The sequence below is a fragment of the Staphylococcus sp. HMSC34C02 genome, assembly GCF_001838705.1.
Taxonomy (GTDB): domain Bacteria; phylum Bacillota; class Bacilli; order Staphylococcales; family Staphylococcaceae; genus Staphylococcus; species Staphylococcus borealis.
Map to the genome: position 1 here is coordinate 1 of NZ_KV838574.1, position 242 is coordinate 242.

The 242-nt window shown below is 30.2% G+C and carries 1 pseudogene; it reads right to left on the reverse strand.

Annotated elements, in window-relative coordinates:
• Positions 1-242: pseudogene (locus HMPREF3239_RS05660) on the reverse strand (YtxH domain-containing protein); the annotation flags it as partial.

Genomic DNA, 242 nt, shown 5'->3' on the forward strand with positions numbered 1-242 from the left:
TTTTTCTTTAAATCTTCTTCAGTGACTACTCTTAAATTATTATTAACAGTAGCGCCACCTTCATCATCAAATTTACCTTCTTCTAGTGCATCTTCTTTGTTTGCATCTAAATTAGTAAATTTTGATTTTTCTTCTTCTAAGAATGATTTTGGATCATTTTTCAAGCGATTAGCGTATTCTTGAGGGTTATTTCTAACCTCTTGAATTGTTTCATTAGCTTTTGAACCTAATTGACTCGCTAA